The 21,228-nt window shown below is 60.0% G+C and carries 16 protein-coding genes and 2 riboswitches; of the genes, 11 read left to right on the top strand and 5 right to left on the bottom strand.

Features of this window, described 5'->3' with window-relative positions; genetic code table 11:
- Nucleotides 1–9 precede the first annotated feature (9 nt).
- The 3 genes from ACX80D_RS09195 (at nucleotide 10) to ACX80D_RS09185 (ending at nucleotide 3,202) form a co-directional block, all read left to right on the top strand.
- On the top strand, nucleotides 10–858 hold the full coding sequence (locus ACX80D_RS09195) for a PHP domain-containing protein (RefSeq protein WP_459322357.1): 849 nt from the start codon (nucleotides 10–12) through the stop codon (nucleotides 856–858).
- A gap of 511 nt (nucleotides 859–1,369) precedes the next feature.
- A complete protein-coding gene (locus ACX80D_RS09190; RefSeq protein ID WP_459322356.1) occupies nucleotides 1,370–3,061 on the top strand; it encodes a sodium:solute symporter family protein in 1,692 nt (563 codons plus the stop codon).
- Nucleotides 3,062–3,070: 9 nt separating this feature from the next.
- Nucleotides 3,071–3,202 (top strand): putative transporter small subunit, encoded by a 132-nt coding sequence (locus ACX80D_RS09185; RefSeq protein WP_459322355.1) that lies wholly within the window; start codon nucleotides 3,071–3,073, stop codon nucleotides 3,200–3,202.
- A gap of 112 nt (nucleotides 3,203–3,314) precedes the next feature.
- Here the strand turns inward: ACX80D_RS09185 and ACX80D_RS09180 are convergent, their stop codons facing one another.
- Together ACX80D_RS09180 and ACX80D_RS09175 are read right to left on the bottom strand one after the other, a co-directional pair.
- Nucleotides 3,315–5,057 (bottom strand): DEAD/DEAH box helicase, encoded by a 1,743-nt coding sequence (locus ACX80D_RS09180; protein WP_459322434.1) that lies wholly within the window; start codon nucleotides 5,055–5,057, stop codon nucleotides 3,315–3,317.
- Between the two features lie 399 nt (nucleotides 5,058–5,456).
- Nucleotides 5,457–6,923, bottom strand: coding sequence for an RNB domain-containing ribonuclease (locus ACX80D_RS09175; protein ID WP_459322354.1), 1,467 nt, complete (start codon nucleotides 6,921–6,923; stop codon nucleotides 5,457–5,459).
- Nucleotides 6,924–6,985: 62 nt separating this feature from the next.
- On the opposite strand from ACX80D_RS09175, the gene ACX80D_RS09170 reads away from it, so the two are divergent.
- Both ACX80D_RS09170 and ACX80D_RS09165 read left to right on the top strand, forming a co-directional pair.
- Entirely contained in the window at nucleotides 6,986–7,690 is a 705-nt protein-coding gene (locus tag ACX80D_RS09170; RefSeq protein ID WP_459322353.1) for a ferritin-like fold-containing protein, read from the top strand.
- A 259-nt stretch (nucleotides 7,691–7,949) separates the two neighbouring features.
- The gene (locus ACX80D_RS09165) at nucleotides 7,950–9,362 is read left to right on the top strand and encodes an MFS transporter (RefSeq protein WP_459322352.1); all 1,413 of its coding nucleotides are present in this window, start codon (nucleotides 7,950–7,952) and stop codon (nucleotides 9,360–9,362) included.
- Here the strand turns inward: ACX80D_RS09165 and ACX80D_RS09160 are convergent.
- The 3 genes from ACX80D_RS09160 to cycA form a co-directional block, all read right to left on the bottom strand.
- Nucleotides 9,355–10,566, bottom strand: coding sequence for an MFS transporter (locus ACX80D_RS09160; RefSeq protein ID WP_459322433.1), 1,212 nt, complete (start codon nucleotides 10,564–10,566; stop codon nucleotides 9,355–9,357). The genes ACX80D_RS09165 and ACX80D_RS09160 overlap by 8 nt on opposite strands.
- Nucleotides 10,567–10,771: 205 nt before the next feature.
- Nucleotides 10,772–11,677, bottom strand: a complete 906-nt coding sequence (purU, locus tag ACX80D_RS09155) for a formyltetrahydrofolate deformylase (protein WP_459322351.1) — start codon at nucleotides 11,675–11,677, stop codon at nucleotides 10,772–10,774.
- The gene (cycA, locus tag ACX80D_RS09150) at nucleotides 11,674–13,167 is read right to left on the bottom strand and encodes a D-serine/D-alanine/glycine transporter (protein ID WP_459322350.1); all 1,494 of its coding nucleotides are present in this window, start codon (nucleotides 13,165–13,167) and stop codon (nucleotides 11,674–11,676) included. The genes purU and cycA overlap by 4 nt, the downstream gene beginning before the upstream one ends.
- Nucleotides 13,168–13,318: 151 nt before the next feature.
- A riboswitch (glycine riboswitch) is annotated at nucleotides 13,319–13,416 on the bottom strand.
- 194 nt (nucleotides 13,417–13,610) lie between these two features.
- Between cycA and ACX80D_RS09145 the strand changes: the two genes are divergently transcribed.
- The 6 genes from ACX80D_RS09145 (at nucleotide 13,611) to glyA (ending at nucleotide 21,125) form a co-directional block, all read left to right on the top strand.
- Nucleotides 13,611–14,135, top strand: a complete 525-nt coding sequence (locus ACX80D_RS09145; protein ID WP_459322349.1) for a hypothetical protein — start codon at nucleotides 13,611–13,613, stop codon at nucleotides 14,133–14,135.
- Nucleotides 14,113–14,826, top strand: coding sequence for an integrase catalytic domain-containing protein (locus tag ACX80D_RS09140; protein ID WP_459322348.1), 714 nt, complete (start codon nucleotides 14,113–14,115; stop codon nucleotides 14,824–14,826). The genes ACX80D_RS09145 and ACX80D_RS09140 overlap by 23 nt, the downstream gene beginning before the upstream one ends.
- Nucleotides 14,827–15,071: 245 nt before the next feature.
- Nucleotides 15,072–15,168, top strand: a riboswitch (glycine riboswitch).
- Nucleotides 15,169–15,276: 108 nt separating this feature from the next.
- Complete coding sequence (gene gcvP, locus ACX80D_RS09135) at nucleotides 15,277–18,186, top strand: aminomethyl-transferring glycine dehydrogenase (RefSeq protein ID WP_459322347.1); 2,910 nt, start codon at nucleotides 15,277–15,279, stop codon at nucleotides 18,184–18,186.
- A gap of 22 nt (nucleotides 18,187–18,208) precedes the next feature.
- Complete coding sequence (gcvT, locus tag ACX80D_RS09130; protein WP_459322346.1) at nucleotides 18,209–19,330, top strand: glycine cleavage system aminomethyltransferase GcvT; 1,122 nt, start codon at nucleotides 18,209–18,211, stop codon at nucleotides 19,328–19,330.
- A gap of 92 nt (nucleotides 19,331–19,422) precedes the next feature.
- A complete protein-coding gene (gcvH, locus tag ACX80D_RS09125) occupies nucleotides 19,423–19,806 on the top strand; it encodes a glycine cleavage system protein GcvH (RefSeq protein ID WP_459322345.1) in 384 nt (127 codons plus the stop codon).
- The gene (glyA, locus tag ACX80D_RS09120) at nucleotides 19,803–21,125 is read left to right on the top strand and encodes a serine hydroxymethyltransferase (RefSeq protein WP_459322344.1); all 1,323 of its coding nucleotides are present in this window, start codon (nucleotides 19,803–19,805) and stop codon (nucleotides 21,123–21,125) included. The genes gcvH and glyA overlap by 4 nt, the downstream gene beginning before the upstream one ends.
- Nucleotides 21,126–21,228: the final 103 nt, after the last annotated feature.

Genomic DNA, 21,228 nt, shown 5'->3' with positions numbered 1-21,228 from the left:
GCTTGGAACGTGAGGATAGATCTGCACGCGCACTCAAATGTTTCTGACGGCACCCAGCCCCCGGCCGAGTTGGTGGCAGCTGCTGCTACCGCGCGCCTGGACGTCATGGCGCTGACCGACCACGATTCCACGGATGGCTGGTCTCCGGCGCTCGCCGCCGCGCGCCACCACGGTGTGGGGCTAATTCCAGGCATGGAGATCTCCTGCAAAACGGCTCGGGGCATCAGCGTTCACCTGTTGTGCTATCTGCAGGATCCCAGCAACATGGCGTTGTTGGATGAGATCACTAAGGCCAAAGATGCCCGCCTGACCCGGGCCGAACGCATGGTGGAGCGCTTGGCTGAGGATTACCCGCTGAGCTGGGACGACGTCAGTGCTCATCTTGCCCCCGGCGCCACCGTGGGCCGCCCCCACATTGCTGATGCGCTGGTGGCTGCGGGTATTGTTGCCGACCGCAATGAGGCCTTCGCCAACATCTTGACCTCGCACTCGCGCTACTTTGTTAGCCACTACGCTGTTGACCCGGTCCTGGCGGTGGAGTTAGTTCGTGCCGCCGGGGGAGTGCCCGTTTTCGCCCACCCTGTGGCGACGGGCCGGGGGCGAGTGGTGGAGCCGGAAATATTTCATGACATGATCGACGCCGGACTCCTCGGTTTGGAGGTTGACCACCGAGACAATCCCCCCGAGGGACGCGCCTGGTTGCGGCAATTGGCACGCGAGCGAGGGCTGTTCGCCACCGGTTCCTCTGACTATCACGGAGCTGGAAAGCCAAACCTGCTGGGCGAAAACACAACCACTCCCGAGGCGATGGAGCAGTTGTTGGCGCTGGGGACCGGAAGCGCGCCCTACCTGCCGTAACCAGCGCTCACTTCGCGACTTAAGTGTCGTATCCCGCGGCCGCCCTGCCTCGCCCTGCACCTGCTGCAGTCGCAGCTACAACCCCTGCAACGCATCGCGAAGTGGCCCCATCGGCGGCCCGTCTGCCGACTGTCTGCAGCCGAGTCAGTGCCGATGGTTGCGCCATTGTTATCTCTTGCAGAGCGTAACGGCCATGTTGAATCATCGGAGTCCTGTTACTGTTGGCAGAGTTGATTGGTTCGAATGAGCAACTAAACCCTGCCTAGAACCTGTTGTAGTCCCGTTGCCGGCTGAACGTCAGCCGTTGAATTTCCGGTAGTGAACTTTCGCTTTATACGCGATTCATTTTGGGCCGCCTGCGCAGAAACATCTGCTTGCCGTGGTGGCTGGTCCCGGGCGGGAAAGTGCGCCCGCGAAGTCCTTCACCGGATTACTTTGAGCACCTTGTTAGGGCGGCGCACGCTGTTTTTGGCGCAATACCGGTGAATTTCGTCCTAGCGAGAGGATAGATATGGTGCCGGATGGCGCAGGACTTCACCAGCTCGGAAGTTGGACGGTCATTGGACTACTAGTGCTGTTTTACGGTGGCACATTGTTGATGACCTTCTTTATCGGTCGTAAGAATGAAAACGCTGACGGATATATGACAGCGGGCAACAAAGTTGGTTTTGGTATCTCGGCCGGCAGCATGACGGCCACGTGGATCTGGGCGTCATCAATGTACGCCTCAGCCACCTCCGGCTATACCTACGGAATTTCCGGGCCCATCCACTATGGACTGTGGGGGGCATTGATGATCTTGTTCATCTACCCGTTTGGCAAACGAATCCGGGCCGTGGCGCCCAAAGCCCACACCCTCGCAGAGGTCATGTACGCACGTCACGGAAAATCCAGCCAGCTAATGCTGGCAGGATCCAACATTGTTGGCTCCCTGATCAGCATCACCTCCAACTTCATTGCCGGTGGCGCACTCATTGCGTTGCTGTCACCCTTCAACTTCACCCAGGGCATCTTGTTCATGGGCGGCGGCATCTTGCTGTACTCGCTGTGGTCCGGTTTTAGGGCATCGGTCATGACAGACGCCGTGCAGGTATTCGCGCTGCTGGGCGCCGTCGCCATCATCGTTCCAGTGGTGTTCTTTGCTGCTGGCGGCCCAGATATGTTTGCTACAGGCGCTAGCAATCTGACCCCGCACCAGTCCAACTTCTTCTCCTCCGAGGCCTTCCTGAATCAGGGCGCTCCGTACATTGCCGCAGTTCTCGCCTATGCCATTGGTAACCAGACCATTGCCCAGCGCCTGTTTGCTGTGCGTGAGGACCTGATCAAGAAGACGTTCGTCACGGCCACAGTGGGCTATGGCGCCACCATCATTGGTGTTGGCATGCTCGGTGTCATGGCTCTTTATGCCGGAATCGCCCCTCTGGACGGGGACACCAATAACCTGATCCCGCAGATGGCTGCAACATATTTGAGCCCGATCCTGCTGGGCGTCTTCTTGGTCATGATTGTCAGCGCTCTATCCTCTACCGCGGACTCGGATCTCTCCGCCATGTCATCAATCGTGATGGCTGACGTCTATGGTCAGAACATTGCCAAAAAGAATAAAGCGAACCCCAAAATGATGCTGCTGATTGGCCGTATCACCATGATTGTTGCCACTGGAGCGGGGCTGTACTTTGCCAGTGGGAAGCTGAATATTCTTGACCTCTTGGTCTTTGTTGGCGCCCTCTGGGGGGCCTTGGTGTTCCCGGTTATCGCCAGCTTCTATTGGCAAAAGGTGACCAACAAGGCGTTCACCGTCTCTGTGTTGGTAGCTCTTGCCTGTTTCCTGCCTGTCCGCTTCGGCTGGATTGCTATGGATGGAGCTACCGGCATCATCGTCGATGTGCTGTCCGTAATTGGTATTGGCGTGGTCCTGGGTCTGATGGCGTTTGGCTTCTTTGGCCTGAAGATCGCCAAGATCGTGGGAGCTGTCGCCATCTTGGCTGCTGCCCCGTTCGCCATCGGATTCCTGCACAATTACGACCTACTTTCAGGCTCGCTGGTGGCCTACGCGGTCAGCACCCTGGTCTGCTACTTCATGTGTTTCCGCAACAAGGCAACCTTTGATTTTGACAGCATCAAGAAGCGCATTGGTGACTTCGACAACCGGGAGGAAGCCAGCCTTGACGGTACCGGCTCACTCCTTGAAGAGAAAGCGTAGGAACCAGTTATGAGTACATTTTTCCTGACCCTGTATGTCCTTATCTGGCCCGTGATTGTCGTAGGTGTGATTTACGTGCTGGGACGAGCGCTTTGGCTGGAGATCCGTGAAGCCAAACGCGAAGGCCGCCCACTGATTTAGTGGGATTCAAGAACGCCCCAACAAAAATGCCGCCGTTTGACGCAAATGCCAGGGTTCAAACCTTGGCATTTCCGTCAAGCGGCGGCATTTTTACTGGTGGGCTGTGCTGGCCCTAATCTTGGTTGTTCGTGACCTCGCCGTTGCGGCGACGGGTACGGGTGCGGCGTGCCCGCGGTGCACCAGCATCTGCTGACGCTGACGCTGACACTGACGCTGACACTGACGCCGAAGCAGCAGGAGCAGAGGTGGGCTCTGCCGTTGTGGCAGCTGCGGAAGAGGGGCGACGGCGGCTGCGGCCGGCGTCGTTCTTCTCACCCGTGGGGGCATCATCGCGGCGACGCTCACCATGGCGGGCGCCTGAGCGGTTCCCTCCACGGTTTCCGCCGCGCTCACCCTCGCGGGCTCCGCCTTCGCGGGCGCCACCCTCGCGGGCGCCACCCTGGCGCGAGCCGCGGCCAGAGTCCTGCTTGGGGGAGTTGCGCTTGCCTGTCTCGCCCAGATCTTCAAGGACCTCGGCATTGATGCCGGCGTGCGTGCGCTTATCGCGCGGCAGGCGGCCCTTGGTGCCAACCGGGATATCCAGATCGGTGTAGAGGTGCGGAGATGAAGAATAGGTCTCGACGGGTTCCGGAACGCTCAGGCCCAGAGCCTTGTTAATCAGGCCCCAGCGAGGCATGTCGTCCCAGTCCACAAACGTGACGGCCGTGCCCTTGTTGCCGGCGCGGCCCGTACGGCCCACGCGGTGCAGGTAAATCTTTTCGTCTTCGACACACTGGTAGTTGACCACGTGCGTGACGTCATCGACGTCAATGCCTCGGGCGGCAACGTCGGTGGCGACCAAAACGTCAACCTTGTTGTTACGGAAAGCACGCAGAGCCTGCTCGCGGGCACCCTGACCCAGATCGCCGTGGATGGCTGCTGCGGCGAAACCGCGGTCAACCAACTCCTCGGCAACCTTGGCTGCGGTGCGCTTGGTCTTGGTGAAGATGATGGAGCGGCCGCGGCCATTGGCCTGGAGAATGCGAGCCACAACCTCGATCTTGTCCAAGTTGTGGGCGCGGTAGATCAGCTGACGGATATCACGCTTGGTCAGGCCCTCGTCGTCGGGATCGGCGGCGCGGATGTGCGTAGGCTGAGTCATGTAGCGGCGCGCCATGGCAACGACCGGGCCCGGCATGGTGGCCGAGAACAGCATGGTTTGGCGTACCGGCGGCGTACCGGCAATCAGTGTCTCAACATCGGGCAAGAAGCCCAGATCCAGCATTTCGTCGGCCTCATCGAGGATGACCATGCGGACGTGCTTGACGTTCAGGTGGCGCTGCTTGAGTAAGTCGATCAGACGGCCTGGGGTTCCAACAATCAGTTCAACACCCTTTTGTAGGGCCTCGACCTGGGGCTCGTACGCGCGGCCACCGTAGATGGTGGCAATGCGGATACCGCGGTGCTTGGAAGCAGTGGTGAGGTCGCCAGCGACCTGGACTGCGAGCTCACGCGTGGGAACGATGATCATGGCCTGGGGTGCGCCCGGGGCTGCGAGCTTGGCAAAGCCCTCATCCTTGGGAGCAACAATGCGGTTCAACGCGGGGATACCGAAGCCCAAGGTCTTACCGGTTCCGGTCTTAGCCTGGCCAATGATGTCGTGACCGGTCAGGGCGATGGGCAGCGTCATGGCCTGAATGGGGAAGGGGTGGGTGATCCCGGCTTCGGTCAGGGAGGAAACAATCTCGTGGTGGACGCCAAAGCTGGCGAACGTTTCCTTCTCTTCCTGACGCGGTGGTTCGTTGCTGCTCAGCGTTCCGTCAATCTCAACGATTTCGTTGCCATCTTCTGCTTGCAGCAGGGAATCTGTTTCAATGCTCAAATGCTTACCATTCAATTCGTCTATACAAGGTGCCGCCAACCGGGCTCAACGCTGGCACAAGAGGCCTCACGGAACAGCAGAATAGCGGCACTATCTTAGGGAAGCCGATCGCGGGCTAACAAAATACGTGCCATCCCGGTGCCACAAACGGCAAGTGCGGGAAGAGCTGATAAGACGCGCGTAGGGGCGGGCTTGTTGAATCAAAAACTAATAATCAACGACCGGGCATCCATGTCTACAAGCTCAGTCTAGCGGCACAGCTGCAAATACCGCGGTCAAGGTACACCAGAAGTCAGTGTTGCGCGCAGATAGTGTCGCCGTGACTGCCTTACCAGCTGTTCCATGGACGACGGCGGGACGCCAGTGGAGCAGGCAGCGTCCAGCCGGCGGGGCTTAGGCCGGGACGAACTTGATGGTTCGTTTGGCGATGTCCGCGGAGGCTAGCGTCACCCGCACCACGGTGCCCGGCTCTAGGTCACCGTCGCAATATGCGGTCACAGCAGGATCCTGGATCTGGATAGAGCTGCGATTTGCGGCCGCTTTTGAGCTATTGCCGTTCTTCTTCGGTCCGGCAAGCACCACGGCCTCAAAGGTCTCGCCCACGCGGTGGCTGAGCAGGGCGGCTTCCACGGTATCCGTGGCGGCCCGGTCCACCTTGTTGGCCAGCTGGTTGGAGGCGGCCATGATGTCCGGCAGCTCATCGAGAGCCGCAACAGCCCACGCTGGAACCTCTTCGTTGGCGCTCAGGGCTGCGCAAATGGCCAGCACAAACCTGTCAATGAGGCGGCGCAACGGTGCAGTGGTGTGGGCATAGGGTGCGGCAACAGCTGCCTGTAGTACATGATCAGGAACTTCACCGTTGAAGGGTGTGTAACCTGCGCCGCGGAACAGCGTTGTGGCGGCATGCATGAGCGCCAAATGCTTAGGGTCGGCAGTGTTCAATGTGCGCAAGTACGCGCCATAGGCCAGGTCTTTATCCCATGGTTCACCCAACACCACAGTCTGCAACCGGTAGGCGGCAATGGCTTCTGGATCTGGTGCTGGCATGGTCCGCAAAATGCCCACCTTGCCCTCAATCATGATCTGGGCTGCAGCCATCCCGGTGAGCAGTGAAATCTGGGCGTTCCAGTCCTCGATGGGTAGATTGGGGCGGAACTCCAACACATACTTGCCGTCGACGAACTCAACTTCCTGGGCTGGCACATTCAGGCTAGCGCCGCCCCGGGCACGTTCCAGCTCGATGCGCTTCGTCCCAATCTCAGCCAACAGCGCCAAGATGCCGTCGACAGCAGCCGGTGCAGTGCCGGCGTCGTACATCTGCTGAGCTTCTTCATAACCGAGCTTGGCGACGCTTTGCACGGTGGCCCGGCAGACAGTGGCGGATCTCTGGTTACCGTCGTCATCGAGGTGGATTTCCCAGACGTAGGCGGAGCGCGGATCGTTAGCGAAAAGGCTCGCCGCACCCTCGCTCAAAGGTAGCGGATGCAGGGGAATGCGTTGGCCGGGGGTGTAAATGGTTTGGCCGCGGCGGCGCGTCTCAGCATCCAGCGGGCCACCGGCGGGGACAAAGGAAGGGACGTCGGCAATGGCGTAGTGGACCACATAGCCATCCTCACTGCGCTTCAAGTACAGGGCCTGATCCAGATCCTGGGAGCTGGGCGGATCAATGGTGATGAAGGGCAGTGCGCTCAGATCCGGCGCCGGTAAGGTATGGCCGGCGATGACCGCGTCCACCTCAGCCAACACGTCAGGTTCAAAGCCGTCAGGCAGCTTGAATTCTTCACTCAAGGCGGCGAGGGCCTGGGCTAGGGACTGTTGCGCGGCGCTACTTCTGACGCCAATATGTGAGTACGGCACCATTTCAGCGTAAACGATTCGTGTGCGCGAACACGGGCGGCGCGGCACAGACTACGCTGGTACTTATGAGTATTTCAGCTTCCGCGGCCGATGATTCCGTCTCTGCAGGCGAACTGAGCGCCCGTTATGACAACTTCGTTGTAGACCTGTTAGGCAGCATCGCTTACGGTGAGCTCTCCGCGTTTGAACGGCTTGCCACCGACGCCCGGCATTCACCGTCCTTATCCGACAGAGCCGTGTTGGGCAAAATGGCGGTCTCCGAGTTTGGTCATTACGAGGCCATGTGTGCCCGGTTGCTGGAGATGGGTATGGATCCAGAACTGGCCATGGCACCGTACCAACGCATGGTTGATGCCTTCCACGAGCGCACCCGGCCTGCGGACTGGCACGAGTCCTTGATGAAGGCGTATGTGGTGGAGGCCATCACGGAAGAGTTTTATGCCGCTATTGCCGAACATTTGGATGAGCCCACACGTGCCGTCATTGCCGCGGTGCGCACTAGCGATGAGCAGAATGATCTGCTGGCCAAACTGCTGAAGAATATGCTGGTCCAAGATCCTAGGCTTTCGTCCCGGTTGGCATTGTGGGGGCGCCGTTTGGTGGGGGAGGCGCTGACCCAGGTGGAACGCATCGGTGCTAAGCACAGCTTCCTGGTAGGGCTGCGACCCGACGGAACCCAAGAGGCTGCAGCAACAGAGGTGTCAAAAATACTTAGTGCTCTGACCCGCAACCATTCAAAACGGATGAGCAAGCTGGGACTGACAGCCTAGTTTTTCGGTTTCGTTTTCGGCTGGGGTTGGGGAGGGCCGGGGTCGGGGCTGGGGAGGGCGCAGGGGTTTGGCTGGCCCGGGCGCCGGGGTGCAACGAAGCTCCCCGATCGAAACCGCACATAATGCAGTTGTTGAATTCCAGACTGCAGCTGATGCGATGAAAATCGTATTTTCCTCGCATCAGCTGCTGTCTCGATTCCCAATTGAATTCCCAGAGTCGCCGCCACAGTCGCCGCCGACCACGTATAGGCTGGGTGCCGTGGGTTTTCGGAGCAAGACATCGGTAAGCAGTAGTTCCTTTAGTCGCGCCTTGGCGCTCTTGGTTGCCGGAACGTTCTTCATGGAGATCCTGGACGGCACCATCATCGCCACAGCTGCTGCCGCCATTGCTGAAGATTTGAACGTCCGTCCGGTGGACATCAACCTGGCCATGACCTCCTACCTGATCACCTTGGCTGTGGGTATTCCAATCAGCGGTTGGTTGGCTGAACGCTTCGGGGCCCGGCGCGTGTTCACCTCCGCCATCGCCATCTTTACCATCGCCTCCCTATTATGTGCACTGAGCCCGAACCTGTTTTTTCTGTGCGGAGCCCGGATGATTCAAGGAATGGGCGGGGCCATGATGGTGCCGGTAGGGCGGCTGGTGGTGCTGCGGGAAGCCGATAGGAAAGAATTCCTAGAAGCCATCGCTTACCTGACCTGGCCCGCACTCATAGCACCCGTCATCGCCCCGGTGCTGGGCGGACTGCTGGTCACGTATTCCAGCTGGCACTGGATCTTCCTCATCAACGTGCCCTTGGGAATCTTTGCTTTCATTGTCGCCACCAGAGTTGTCCCGGACATCAGGGCCAGAAAGCTACCGCCGCCGGACTGGGTCGGTTTCCTGCTGTGCGGCACCGCGTTGGCCGCACTGGTGATTGGCATGGAACTGGTGGGAGCCGCACCCACCCCTTGGGTCGGCGTCGTACTTTGGTTTGTGCTGGCAGTGGCTGGGGCCGTGGCGGCGCTGTGGTGGTTTAGACGCTCACACCACCCCCTGTTGGACCTGCATGCCCTGAGAATCCCCACATTTTTGGTGGGCAACCGCGGCGGTGCGCTCTACCGGCTGGTGATCAATGCCGTGCCGTTCTTACTACCGCTGATGTTCATGATCGGATTCGGCTGGAGCGCGTTCGATGCCGGCATGATGACCATGGCCGTATTCGCTGGGAACGTGCTGATCAAGCCGGCCACCTCGCCCATGATCCGGCGTTTCGGGTATCGCCGTGTGCTGCTGCTCAGCAATACTGGTGGGGCACTGACGCTGGTAGCCTGCGCATTCCTGAACCCCGATACGCCACTGGCCGTCATCGCGGCGGTCCTCTTTGCCAGCGGGGTGCTGCGCTCCATTGGCTTCAGCGCCTACAACACCTTGCAGTTCATGGACGTGCCAAAGGCTCGAATGGCTGGAGCTAATACGTTGTCATCCACGATCGCCCAGGTGGCCACTGGTCTGGGAATTGCTGTGGGTGCTCTGATTCTGCGGGCGGCCGAGGCGATTTTGGCAGGGACAGCGGACGCTGCGCCTGTTGCGGGCTACCAATGGACGTTCGCCGTCCTCGGCGTACTGATGCTGTACCCCGTGGTTGAGGCGCTACGCATGCACCGCAGTGCAGGTGAGCTGGTCAGCTAGACACTGGATGGGCCAGGGCGTTGTGCTTGGGAAGTAATAGCGCCGCAATCAGGGCCGCACCACCAGCGAGAACGGCCAGCGCAGCGGCCATAGCACTCCACCCAAACTGTTGGAACACCAAGCCTGCGCTCCAGCCGATAACGCTGGAACCGGCGTAGTAGCTGAGGTTGTAGAGCGAGGACGCTTGGGCTCGGCCAGTAGTTGCCAGTGCTCCGGTCCATCCCGAGGCGATGCTGTGCGCGCCAAAGAACCCTGCCGTGAATAACACCAACCCGGACAAAATCAGGACGATCGGGCTGGCCAGTGTTAGAGCCAGCCCGCCCACCATGACACCGATGGACACCAACAACACCGCACGACGACCCCAGCGCCCGGCCATTCCGGCCACCACCCGTGAGGAGAGCGTCCCTGCCAAGTAAGCCAGAAAGAGCAGCGCGACTTCCGATGCTGGAAAGAGGTAGGGCGGTGCTTCCAAACGGAAACCCAGATAGTTGTACACACTGACAAAGGCGCCCATCAACAGGAAAGCCTGGGCGTACAAGGCCACCAAGGAACTGCTGCGTAACGGGGGAAGCAACTTACCCAACACGGCGCCAAAGCCCACACGGGGTGAGGGAGTGAACCCCTTCGGACGGGGCGCCAGAACAAGGAAAGCTACAGCCGCAGCTGCCGCGGAAAGTGATACGGCGAGCGTTCCCATGCGCCAACCGGCTATATCCGCCACAGGTCCGGCCAACAGGCGGCCAAAGAGGCCGCCCAGCGTGGTGCCAGCAACGTAGGCGCCCGCTGCGGCGGCTGCGTTGGAGCGCCTGACTTCTTCGCTGAGGTAGGCGATCGCCAAGGCCGGGATGCCGCCCAAGGCTGCGCCTTCCAGCGCTCGCAGAAGCAGCAGAACTTCAAAAGTTGGCGCAGCCGGCACTAACAGCCCCATGATGGTGGCCAGAATAACCGCCAGCCCCATGGTGCGCACACGCCCCCAACGGTCGGCGACAAACGACCATAGCAAAACTGCTGCGGCAAGGCCGATCGTTGCGACTGAAACCGTCAGTGAAGCGTGTGCCGCTGTCACATTGAATTCTCGCGAAACCAGAGGCAGCAAGCCCTGTAGCGAGTACAGCTGGGCGAACGTTGCCACTCCGGCACACGCCAGCGCCGCCAAGATCCGGCGATACCCTGAACTGCCACGCGAGTGCCCGTCCCATATAACCGCCGGACCCGGAACGGGACCCGGACCCGCCGCGGGATGAACGGGATGAACGGGGCCGTGTGTTTCAGCCACGATTCATCCTTGTAGTATCCCTTTTCACAAGCTGCTGGAAACGTCCTGCGTATCCGAAGGTCCGACTCCCAGCCTAGCCCCAACCATTCCCCATCGACGGCGGGGGCCATGGACGGTTGGGGCGAAGCTGTTATCGCAGAACTACTGTGCGATTCCCCGAGAGAATGATCCGGCCCTCGGCATGCCATCGCACGGCGTTGGTCAGAGCCTTGCATTCGGCGTCCCTGCCCACTGCCACCAGATCGGCAGGGCTGTAGGTGTGATCCACCTCGATGACTTGTTGGGCGATGATCGGCCCCTCATCCAGTTCAGCGTTGACATAGTGAGCCGTGGCTCCGACCGTTTTGACTCCGCGATCGTAAGCCTGATGGTACGGTTTTGCACCCTTGAAGCTAGGCAGGAAGGAGTGGTGAATATTGATGGCACGCCCGGATAGCACCTTGGTCAGGTCATCACTGAAAACCTGCATGTACCTCGCCAGCACCACCAATTCAGCCGTGTATTGATCCACCAGCTCCAGCAACGCGGCCTCTGCGGCTGGCTTCGTTTCAGGGGTCACCGGGATGTGGTGGAACGGAATCCCATGCCAGTCCACCAAAGCCTTGTGGGTCTCATGGTTCGAGACAACAGCCACGATCTCCACGGGAAGTTCTCCAGTACGGGCCCGGAAGAGCAGATCGTTGAGGCAGTGGCCAAACTTGGACACCATGACCAGGATGCGTTCCTTCCTAGCCTGTGGTTCCAGCCGCCAGCTCATGCCCCACTGCTGCGCGATCGGGGAGAATTCGCTGCGCAGCTGATCGGCAGAGGGCCCATCAGCGGCGGCTAGGAAGTGCACCCGCATGAAGAATTGCCGCACCTGCTGGTCACCGAACTGCTTGATATCCACGATATAGCAGCCGTGATCGAGCAGGTATTGTGCAACCGCGTGCACAATGCCCGGATTCTCGACGCAGTCAAGCGTCAGAACAAACCCTTCTCCGGTTGCGGGAATCTCACTGTGAACGCTCGACGGCGCTGTGGGCACCGCGGTCATCGACCGGACTCCGATTCATTCTCCAAGCGACGGGCAGCCGCGGCACCCGCTTCCACCTTCGCCTCCGTTTCCAGGTCTTCCTTGAACTTGCGGTAACGGGCCAGATGGTTGGGGGTTTTGCCTACCAAGTACCAGACGATGGCCAAGGCAATGAACCAAATAGGTGTAACCAGCAAAGCAATCAATGTGTCGGTCTGAGTGGTCAGCGCCCACAGTACAAAGGCGAAGAAAGCAAAGACCACGTACACCAAGGGCCTACCGCCAGGCATCTTGAATTTGGATGCGTCGTGGAGTTCGGGACGGCGTTTGCGGAAGGCCAAGTAGCTGGCCAAAATGATGGACCAGACGAAGACGAAGCAAACAGCGGCTACTGTGGTGACCATTTCAAAGGCCTTGGTGATGTCTTCACCGACGTACAGCAAGATGATGCTGGAGAGCAGCAATACACACGAGAGGAACAAGGCGTTGTTGGGGACTTTGCGGCTAGACAGCTTGGCGAATCTAGCCGGGGCATCGCCTTCCATGGCCAAACCATAAACCATGCGAGACGTTGAGTAGATGCCAGAGTTTGCTGAGGACATCGCCGACGTTAGTACCACCAAGTTGATGATGGTGGCGGCTGCCCCGAGTCCAGCCAAGGCGAACATGGCGATGAACGGGCTCTCGCCGGCTGCGAACTGCGTCCAGGGAATGACCGACATCAAGATGACCAAGGCACCTACATAGAACAGCAGGATACGGATGGGGATGGAGTTAATGGCCTTGGGCAGGTTCTTCTCCGGATCTTTGGCCTCAGCAGCGGTGGTACCGACTAGCTCAATACCTACGAAAGCGAAGACAGCGATCTGGAACCCGGCCACAAAGCCCATGAATTCATTGGGGAAGAATCCGCCGTGCTCCCACAGGTTTGTGAAGCTTGCGGTTCCGGATTCAGACTGGAAGCGGCTGAAGATCATGACCAGACCCACTACGATCAGCGCGACAATGGCAATGATCTTGATAAGAGCAAACCAGAATTCTGTCTCACCGAAGGCCCTCACCGTGGTCAAGTTCAGCACCAGCAAGATTCCTACAGTGACCACGCCCGGGATCCACAACGGGATTCCTGGCATAAGGACGTCCGAGTAGGCGGCGATGGCGATGACGTCGGCGATGCCCGTGATAACCCAGCAGAACCAGTAGGTCCAGCCGGTGAAGAAGCCGGCCCAGGGGCCCAGCAGGTCTGCGGCAAAGTCGCTAAAGGACTTGTAGTGGAGGTTGCTGAGCAGGAGTTCGCCCATGGCTCGCATGACGAAGAACAGCATGAATCCGATGATCATGTACACAAAGATCACCGAAGGTCCGGCGGCGGAGATGGTTTTGCCCGAACCCATAAACAAGCCGGTTCCAATGGCACCGCCAATGGCGATGAGCTGGATATGGCGGTTGCTGAGTTGGCGCTCAAGCTGAGGTGGTTCGCCCGAGGTGGGCGCGGTCTGGTGAGTAGTCAAAGGAATTCCTTCGTTCAGGTGGCATGGAGCACCACGAAGATTTTTTCCTCCCCACTCTGTATGGGACCTGAGAGTTTCCGCGCCACTAAAAAAACTAGTGAACGCTTGCACCGTCGGTGAGCCGGTTTCCCGGACTACTTTCCAGAGTTGCCTAGCCGTGGCGGTACTGGGGCCTGAGAGATTCCCGGGGAGGGTTTGCTCCTTCGGCGCCTTCCGATACTGCTGGGAGGACTCTCCCGCCGCGGATCATAGGCACTGCAAAAACTAAAATATAAAGGGTGACGCGAGTCACAGATTAGCCTGACTATAGCCTGTGCGCAAGATGACGACGAGACTCATCTAAAGTGCTCGCGAAATGGGGTGCGTGCCTCATTTGAGAAATGCTCGCGAAATCTCTGGTGCATGTTCGGGTGCTTTGGTGTGCTGGAGGGATGGACTACGGGATGTCGTTATCAGCGCGCAGGGAAATTTCGAAGAAGGAAGCTGGGCAGTATTTCCGGGCTTCTAAGAAGGGCAAGGGTGAGATCCTTGACCGGTTAGTCATTGAGATTGGGTGGTCTAGGGCGAACGCGCGCCGTCAGCTTGGTCGTGCCTTCAAGCGGCGTGGTCCGGCCCGTATCGTGGCCCGTAGGCCCAGACCACCGACGTATGGCTATGACACGCTAAAGGTTCTTCAGCAGGTCTGGGTCGTGGCGGGCCAGCCCTGTGGGAAGTACCTGGCCGCGGTCATGGATGCCACGCTGGTCAACATGGACGCCCATATCGATTCCGGCGCCTTCGGACGGGTGCGCACCCGTTACAGCCCGGAAGTCCGCACCCAGTTGCTAACGATGAGTGCGGCCACGATTGACCGGCTGCTGGCACCGTTCAAGCTTTCGATGTATCCGGATGGGAAATCAACGACCCGGTCCCGGCGGAACCAGTACACCGAGGTCATTGGCGATCATGTCCCGCATCCCGGACATTGACTGGCAGCCAGGGATGGTCGCGATCGATACCGTCGCTCACTGCGGTAACAGTGCCAAGGGCCAATACGCGTTCACACTGACCGTCACCGATCCCTTCACGGGGTGGACGATCAACCGGGCGATCAGGAACAAAGCCTCCAAATGGGTGGCGGCCGCGATGGAAGAAATCCAGGATGAATTCCCGTACCCCCTCGATCACGTGCATTCCGACAATGGCTCTGAGTTCCTCAACACGGCGGTCACTACATGGTGCAATGCCCATAACATTCGCATGACCCGCTCCCGGCCTCACCACTCGAACGACAACCCGTTCGTTGAGCAAAAAAACGGTGCTATCGTGCGCCGATCAGCGTTCAATTACCGCTACGACACCGAGACGGAACTTCGCTTGCTCAACGAGCTTTGGCCGCTGGTAAACGCACGTAAAAACCTGTTCCTGCCGACCAAGAAAGTTACCGGATACCACCTCAGCGGCAAGGGGAAATCGGTGCGTAGCTACGATGATCCCCGCACGCCGGCCCAACGCATCAAGGACACCGGAATCATGCTCGAACCCCAACGCCACCACATGGAGGAAATCTACGCCAGTCTGGATCTGGCCGAGCTGACGAACCAGATCAATGAGATCCAGCAACGACTGATCCGGGCGGCAGCAGCCAAGACCTACTCCCAAGCACCCCACGCAGCATGAGCATTTCGCGAGCACAATAGAAGAGGCACGCAGTAATCATTTCGCGAGCATATTGACATGAGGCACCACGGATGAATCCAAAAAATGGACAGTAACGCCATGAAAAGTATTACTACGGCCCCTGAGTTTCGCCGCTCAGGGGAAACTCAGGGGCTGGGAGATGAGATTCCTGGTGGGAGAGTTGCGCCAAGTGGGAGCCATCAGATAGTGTGTGGCAAGAATCACCTACATTTGAATATGCCTTTTGAACCGTGGCGGGAGAGTCCTCCCAGCAATGTGTGAGGCGCCGTAGGAGCAAATCCTCCCCAGGAATCTCTCAGGCACCCGTACCGTCATGGCGAGGCAACTCTGGAAAGCAGCTCGGGAAACCGAGTTCACCGACGGTGCAAAGCGGATCTCAAATTCGCGGAATCTCTCAGGTCCAAGACAGAGCGGGGAGGAACCCCACTCATGCCGAGCTTTCCGCCCGGCCGTACCTTGGAGTTCCCCTTGACGATTCAATCCCTTCCTACCGTGTTCGCCGATCGCCACATCGGTGCCCGCGAGCAGTCGCACATCGAGACCATGCTCAAGGCCATCGGCTATGACAGCGTCGACTCCCTCGTTGATACGGCCGTTCCCGATTCCATCCGTCAGAGCACACCGCTGGCATTGTCCTCGGCTCTGAGCGAAGTTGAGGTTTTGGCCCAGCTGCGCGGACTCGCAGCCAAGAACAAGATGGCCGTGCAAATGATCGGCCAGGGCTACTACGACACCGTGACGCCGCCGGTGATCATGCGCAATATCCTCGAAGCTCCTGCCTGGTACACGGCGTACACGCCTTACCAGCCGGAAATCTCTCAGGGCCGCCTCGAGGCGCTGCTGAACTTCCAGACCATGGTCAGCGACTTGACCGGACTCCCCGTTGCCAACGCGTCTTTGCTCGATGAAGCAACCGCCGTCGCTGAGGCCGTTTTGCTCATGCGCCGCTCCAACAAGACCAAGGGAGCCGGAGACGCTAAGACCGTCCTGGACTCTGATCTGCTGCCGCAGACCATCGCCATCGTGAAGGGCCGCGCCGAAGCCCTTGGCTTCGAAGTTGAAGTTGCTGATCTCTCCCTGGGCCTGCCAGAAGGTGCCATCAACGGCATCGTTCTGCAGCAGCCTGGCGTATCCGGCCGCGTCTTCAACCACGCACCGGTCATTGCAGCTGCTAAGGAGCAGGGCGCACTGGTGACCGTCGCCGCCGATCTGCTCGCACTGACGCTGATCACCCCTCCCGGCGAGCAGGGCGCTGACATCGCTGTTGGAACTGCCCAGCGCTTCGGCGTGCCCCTGTTCTTCGGTGGACCGCACGCAGCTTACATGGCTGTCCGCAACGGCATGGAGCGTTCATTGCCTGGCCGCATCGTAGGTGTCTCCAAGGACAACACCGGATTGTCGGCCTACCGCTTGGCACTCCAGACTCGCGAGCAGCACATCCGCCGCGAGAAGGCCACCTCCAACATCTGTACTGCGCAGGCATTGCTGGCCATCGTTGCCTCCATGTACGCCGTCTACCACGGCCCCTCCGGCCTGAAGGCCATTGCCGAAACCGTTCACGGCCACGCCCGCACCTTGGCAGCGGCACTGCAGGGATCCGGCGTCGAACTGGTCAATGACTCCTTCTTCGACACGCTCACGGTCCGCGCACCGGGCCGCGCCAACGCCCTGATTGCTATCGCCGAGCGCGACGGCATCAACCTGCGTCCCATCGACGCCGATCACGTCGGTATTTCCGTTGATGAAACCACGACGGCGGACATTGTGGCCCGCGTTGCCGCCGTGTTTGGTGCTGCTCCGGCAGGAGACGGCACGGATGCGGGTAGCAGCACAGACTTCGCACTGCCCGCTGACACTGTGCGTGTCTCGGACTTTTTGACCCACCCGGTCTTCAACACCCACCGCTCCGAAACCCAGATGCTGCGTTACATCCGCCGCCTCAGCGACCGCGACCTGGCGCTTGACCGCACCATGATCCCTTTGGGTTCTTGCACCATGAAGCTGAATGCAACGGCTGAGATGGAAGCCATGTCCTGGCCCGGATTCGCCTCCATTCACCCCTTCGCTCCGGACTCACAGACCGTTGGCTGGCGTGAACTGATCGGCGGTTTGGAAGCCGATCTGGCTGAGATCACCGGCTACGATCAGGTCTCCATCCAGCCCAACGCTGGTTCACAGGGCGAGCTCGCCGGCCTGCTGGCTATCCGCGGCTACCACCTCTCCCGCGGTGACGATCAGCGCACCATCTGCCTCATCCCGCAGTCGGCCCACGGCACCAACGCCGCATCTGCTGTTCTGGCAGGCATGAAGGTTGTTGTTGTCGCAACGGCAACAGATGGCACCATTGACCACGCAGATCTGACTGCCAAGATTGAGAAGCACAAGGATCAGCTCTCAGCCATCATGATCACCTACCCGTCCACCCACGGTGTGTACGACGCCGATGTGACCGATGTGTGCGACGCCGTCCACGCCGCCGGTGGCCAGGTGTACGTTGACGGTGCAAACCTCAACGCACTGGTTGGTTTGGCACAGCCCGGAAAGTTCGGCGGCGATGTTAGCCACCTGAACCTGCACAAGACTTTCTGCATCCCGCACGGCGGTGGCGGCCCCGGCGTAGGTCCGGTTGCAGCCAAGGCACACCTGGCTCCGTTCATGCCAGGAGACGCCAACGCTTCGGGCTCGATCGCAGGAACCGGTGTTCCGATCTCGGCCACTCGCTTCGGTTCCGCCGGCGTCCTGCCCATCTCCTACGCCTACGTCAAGCTCATGGGCGCTCAGGGACTCACCGAAGCTACGAAGTCCGCGCTGTTGGCTGCGAACTACATTGCCTCGCAGCTCAACGAGCACTACCCGGTGCTGTACACCGGTGCCGGTGACCTGGTTGCTCACGAGTGCATCTTGGATTTGCGTGATCTGACCGCTAAGACCGGTGTGACCGCCGAAGATGTGGCCAAGCGCCTCATCGACTACGGCTTCCACGCTCCCACCCTGTCCTTCCCGGTATCGGGCACCCTCATGGTGGAGCCCACCGAGTCTGAGGACTTGGCTGAGATCGACCGGTTCATCACGGCCATGATCAGCATCCGTGCCGAAATCGATCAGGTCGCTGATGGCGCGTTCGCACTCGAGGACAGCCCTCTGCGCAACGCACCGCACACGGCTGCTGCCGTGGTCGATTCCAGCTGGGCTCGTGGCTACTCTCGTGAGCAGGCCGTCTTCCCCGTTTCTGCCCTGCGCCAAGACAAGTACTTCCCGCCCGTTGGCCGCATCGATGGTGCAGCAGGGGACCGCAACTTGGTCTGCTCCTGCCCTCCCATCGAAGACTTCGAAGACTAACCACCACCGCAAAGGAATTGCCATGACTGAGAAATACACAGCACTTTACGGCGAGCACCAGAAAGCTGGAGCATCCTTCACCGATTTCGGTGGTTGGCAGATGCCGTTGAAGTACTCCTCCGAACTCGCAGAACACCACGCAGTGCGCAAAGCTGCCGGTCTCTTTGACCTCTCCCACATGGGTGAGATCTGGGTCACCGGTGCCGACGCAGCCGCATTCTTGGACTACGCACTGGCTGGCAAGCTGTCCGCCGTGGCCGTGGGCAAGGCCAAGTATTCGCTGATCTGCAACGTTGCCGGCGGCATTGTGGATGACCTGATTTCTTACCGCCTTGGCGATGAGAAGTACCTGGTAGTCCCCAACGCAGGTAACGCAGCCGTCGTCGCAGAACTGCTGGCCGAGCGTGCCGCCGGGTTCGACGTCGTCGTCGAAGACGTCACCAGCGAGATTTCGCTCGTCGCCGTGCAGGGCCCCAACGCGGTAGCGATTCTGCTGACGCTGGTCCCGGAAGATCAGCACCATCTGGTGACGGAGATGAAATACTACGCAGCTGCTTACGTGAGCATCAACGGTCAGGACCTCCTGCTGGCCCGCACCGGTTACACAGGTGAAGACGGCTTCGAGATCTACGTACCCAATGCCGACGCTGCGGCGCTGTGGCAGGTACTGCTGGAGAACGGCACCGATCAGGGCCTGGTCCCGGCCGGCCTCGCATGCCGCGACTCCCTTCGACTGGAAGCTGGCATGCCCCTCTACGGCAACGAGCTGTCCGTCTCAGGCCACGCCTACTCGGCTGGTATGGGTCCGGTGGTATCGCTGGCCAAGGAAAGCGACTTCGTGGGCAAGGCTGCACTGGCCGCCATCAAGGAATCGGGCGACGGCGTCACCTCTGGCCGTAAGCTCGTGGGCCTGAAGGGACTGGGGCGCCGTGCAGCACGCGGACACTACTCAGTCATGAACGACGGCGCCGTTATTGGTGAAGTCACCTCTGGCCAGCCCAGCCCCACCCTTGGCTACCCCGTAGCTATGGCTTATGTAGACGTGGCATACGCCGAAATTGGCACCAAGCTTGATGTGGATCTGCGCGGCAAGGCTGAGCCTTTTGAAGTAGTTGCGCTTCCTTTCTACAAGCGTCAAAAGTAGTTCCGGTATCTAGGCAGGCTCGGCCACAGATGGCCGAGCCTGCCTAGACCACACACCTTCCAACCTTTTCGCACCAGACCCTAAGGATCATCATGAGCAAGGTAGCAGCAGAACTTAAGTACTCCGCAGAGCACGAGTGGATTGCCCGCGATGGCGCGGGCCCTGCCACTATCGGTGTTTCCGCCGTGGCCGCAGATGCCCTGGGCGACATTGTGTACGTTGACCTGCCCGAGGTCGGCGCCACCGTCACCGCCGGTGAAGTATGCGGCGAGATCGAGTCAACGAAGTCCGTTTCGGATCTGTACTCACCCGTCACCGGCGTCATCACCGAAACCAACTCCGGTGCCATTGATGATCCGGCCATCATCAACACCGATCCCTACGGTGCAGGCTGGCTGTTCAAGGTCGACGTCGAATCTGACGGACCGCTGCTCAGCGCAGAAGACTACGCAGCTGCCAACGGCGGCGAGCTGTGAGCGGCGTGGGGGCGGCCACGGACTTCGTCCAGGTAGTCTCACCGAGCTTGGACGCCACACTGGCAGAGCTCGATCCGGACGTAGCGGTTGAGATTGACGCTGAGCTGGCACGCCAGCGTAGCGGCCTAGAAATGATCGCGTCTGAAAATCACACCGCGGCAGCTGTTATGGCAGCTCAGGGCTCGGTTCTGACCAATAAGTACGCAGAAGGTTACCCGGGACGCCGTTACTACGGTGGTTGCGAGCACGTCGATGTCATTGAGCAACTGGCCATTGACCGCGTCAAGGATCTGTTCGGTGCCAGCTTCGCGAACGTTCAGCCGCACTCCGGTGCCCAGGCTAACGCCTCGGTCATGCATGCACTGATCAAGCCTGGCGACACCATCATGGGTCTGAACCTGGCCCATGGCGGCCACTTGACCCACGGCATGCGGATCAACTTCTCCGGCAAGCTGTACAACGTGGTGCCCTACCAGGTGCGTGAAGATACCCATCAGGTAGATATGGCAGAGGTCGAGCGCCTGGCGCTCGAACACAAGCCGGCGCTGATTGTTGCCGGCTGGTCCGCGTACGCGCGTCAGCTGGACTTCGCCGAATTCCGCCGCATCGCGGATCTGGTGGGCGCCTACCTCATGGTGGATATGGCGCACTTCGCCGGTCTGGTGGCTGCAGGGCTGCACCCTTCACCGGTGCCGCACGCACACGTGGTCACCTCCACCACCCACAAGACGTTGGCTGGCCCGCGCGGTGGCATCATCTTGAGCAACGATCCCGACATTGCCAAGAAGATCAACTCGGCAGTGTTCCCCGGACAGCAGGGCGGCCCGTTGGAGCATGTTATTGCTGGCAAGGCAGTGGCGTTCAAGATTGCGGCAACCCCGGAATTCAAGGAACGTCAAGAACGTGTTCTGGCAGGATCCGCCATCCTGGCCAAACGCCTCATGGAAGCGGACGTTGCAGCCAAGGGAATCTCCGTGATTTCCGGCGGCACCGACGTTCACCTTGTCCTGGTGGATCTGCGCGACTGCGCACTGAACGGTCAGGAGGCCGAGGATCGCCTGGCCGCGATTGACATCACCGTCAACCGCAACGCCGTGCCGTTTGACCCGCGTCCGCCGATGGTCACCTCGGGGCTGCGCATTGGTACCCCGGCACTGGCTACTCGCGGATTTGGTGAGGCTGCCTTCGTGGAGGTTGCGGACATCATTGCCGAGGCGCTCATTGCCGACGCTTCCACGGACCTCTCCGGTCTGCGTGCCCGCGTTGAGGTTCTGGCCGCAGCGCACCCGTTGTACCCGTCAGTGGCAAATCTGTCCTAACGGGACACTCGCTCCTGTGGTGGGGGGGGTGAGGTGGGGGGAGAGGCGAAGGTAAAGGGGGGGGCGGCATTCGATGAGGAGGACAGCACCTGCCGGTACGTTA

It is taken from the genome of Arthrobacter sp. Sr24, assembly GCF_054511175.1.
Note: the sequence above shows the minus strand (reverse complement) of the source record. Positions and strands in the feature narration are given on the sequence as shown.

Coding starts and splice junctions, on each gene's coding strand:
- ACX80D_RS09190 (WP_459322356.1), top strand. CDS start 1,370: ATGGTGCCGGATGGCGCAGGACTTCACCAGCTCGGAAGTTGGACGGTC.
- ACX80D_RS09185 (WP_459322355.1), top strand. CDS start 3,071: ATGAGTACATTTTTCCTGACCCTGTATGTCCTTATCTGGCCCGTGATT.
- ACX80D_RS09175 (WP_459322354.1), bottom strand. CDS start 6,923: ATGGTGCCGTACTCACATATTGGCGTCAGAAGTAGCGCCGCGCAACAG.
- ACX80D_RS09170 (WP_459322353.1), top strand. CDS start 6,986: ATGAGTATTTCAGCTTCCGCGGCCGATGATTCCGTCTCTGCAGGCGAA.
- purU (WP_459322351.1), bottom strand. CDS start 11,677: ATGACCGCGGTGCCCACAGCGCCGTCGAGCGTTCACAGTGAGATTCCC.
- ACX80D_RS09145 (WP_459322349.1), top strand. CDS start 13,611: ATGTCGTTATCAGCGCGCAGGGAAATTTCGAAGAAGGAAGCTGGGCAG.
- ACX80D_RS09140 (WP_459322348.1), top strand. CDS start 14,113: ATGTCCCGCATCCCGGACATTGACTGGCAGCCAGGGATGGTCGCGATC.
- gcvP (WP_459322347.1), top strand. CDS start 15,277: ATGCCGAGCTTTCCGCCCGGCCGTACCTTGGAGTTCCCCTTGACGATT.
- gcvT (WP_459322346.1), top strand. CDS start 18,209: ATGACTGAGAAATACACAGCACTTTACGGCGAGCACCAGAAAGCTGGA.
- gcvH (WP_459322345.1), top strand. CDS start 19,423: ATGAGCAAGGTAGCAGCAGAACTTAAGTACTCCGCAGAGCACGAGTGG.